Annotated in this window: 3 protein-coding genes; all 3 read left to right on the forward strand. The window is 43.8% G+C overall.

Annotation, left to right across the window (positions count from 1 at the left end):
• The coding region (locus AC1DH9_RS28835; protein WP_477809302.1) for a cysteine synthase family protein at positions 1 to 807 on the forward strand (807 nt) is incomplete at its 5' end.
• A gap of 17 nt (positions 808 to 824) precedes the next feature.
• Positions 825 to 1,388 carry a phosphoribosyltransferase family protein gene (locus tag AC1DH9_RS28840; RefSeq protein ID WP_427536965.1) on the forward strand — a complete coding sequence of 188 codons (564 nt, stop codon included), beginning with the start codon at positions 825 to 827 and terminating at the stop codon, positions 1,386 to 1,388.
• The coding region (locus tag AC1DH9_RS28845; protein WP_477809303.1) for a hypothetical protein at positions 1,388 to 1,618 on the forward strand (231 nt) is incomplete at its 3' end. The genes AC1DH9_RS28840 and AC1DH9_RS28845, both read left to right, overlap by 1 nt.

Below are 1,618 nucleotides of genomic sequence, written 5' to 3' on the forward strand. Positions count from 1 at the left end.
CTTGAAAGCACGGGTGTCATTAGAAAGGGAATGACGCTCATCGACTGCTCTACAGGCAATGGTGGTGCAGCGCTCGCATGGATAGGTAAAGAAAAAGGCTACACAATCAAAATTTTCATGCCGGAAGGAATGACAGATGAACGAAAAGAGCAAATTCGTTCTTTTGGGGCTGAGATAGTAGAGACGCCCAAAGAAACGTTTTTGAATGGGGCGGTCAGTAAAGCTAAAGAATATATGGAAAGTAACAATGACGAGAATACGTACTTTCTGGACCAGTCCAATACATTGCTGAATAAAGAAGCCTGGCATTCTTGCGGTGAAGAAATAGTTGAAGAGCTAAAGGCGAAGGGGGTGGTGCCAGATTTTTTCATCTGCTCTATTGGCACTGGAGGTACATTCTCCGGCATTGCAGAAATTTTAAAGCGCGAATATAAAGATATAAAAACCATTGGCATTGAGGTCAACAGTTCCGCCCCGCTGTACGCATCAAGAAAAGGTTTGAAGTTTGAACACCACCACCATAATTTGATGGGGTTGGGCGCAGGCGTGTTATCAATCAATACCGTACCTGACCTGGTTGACGAAGTGATGGTTGTGGATGGCGATGACTCCTGGAATAGAATGAAGAAGTTTGTGTCTGAGAATGATTTGGGCATAGGACCTACGTGTGGAGCAAATTTGGTCATCTGCGAGCAGATAAGCCGTTCGTTCGACAATAAAAACATTGTCACGCTATTTTTTGATAGTTCATGGAAGTACAAGAGCCGGTGGGATGGTGTTTATCCGGAATACATGGAAGTTAAATAATACATGGATGTTGAATAATGTTGCTTAAGAAAGTGTATCAGAGTGCCAAGGTTGTTAATTCCGGTAAAGCCCTTACTACCGTTAATGAGTTTACTGACCAACTGCCTGCCTTGAGGCCTGAAGTTCTTCTCGAGGTTGCGTACAAAGTAATAAAGTTGATGGACCTTACTGTCGATAAAATCGTCACCGAGGAGGACAAAGGCGCTCCACTGGCTACCGCAGTCTCCATACTGACAGGTATACCTATGGCAATGGCAAGATGGTACCCGTATAGTTTGGATGAGTTGAATGCAAATGTCGTCAATATCAGCTCCGAATATTTCGAAGGGAAAATGTATCTCAACGGTATAAGTCGTGGAGATCGAATAGCAATTATTGATGACACGCTAAGTACGGGTGGGGCGGTCATTTCTTTAGTCGAGTCCATCAAGGCCAGTGGTGGCGAGGTGGTAGACGTTATTTGTGCCGTAGAAAAAGTTCAGAATGACGGATTGAATAACGTCTTCAAGAAGACCGGTATCAACGTAAAAACAATAATGAAGATTTTTGTAAGTAAGGAAAAGGTTGAGGTGGTCGAGTAATGACGGCCCTGTTAGATATTGACATGAACTACACGGACATTGTCAGTGCCATTAATGAGAGCGGCAACGCTGATCGTGTCGAATTCATAGCGGTTTCAAAGTTTCAACCGGTAGAGAAGATAAAGATCTTGTTGGAAAAAGGTCATCGATCTTTTGCTGAAAGCCGGGTTGAAGAGGCTGTGGAAAAATGGACGACCTTGAAAGAGGAGTATCCTGACGTTCGGTTACAC

The organism is Pseudomonas sp. 05T35 (assembly GCF_056396605.1).

Bases quoted from the DNA above. Each gene is read 5' to 3' on its own strand.
- AC1DH9_RS28840 (WP_427536965.1), top strand. From the start codon at position 825: ATGTTGCTTAAGAAAGTGTATCAGAGTGCCAAGGTTGTTAATTCCGGT.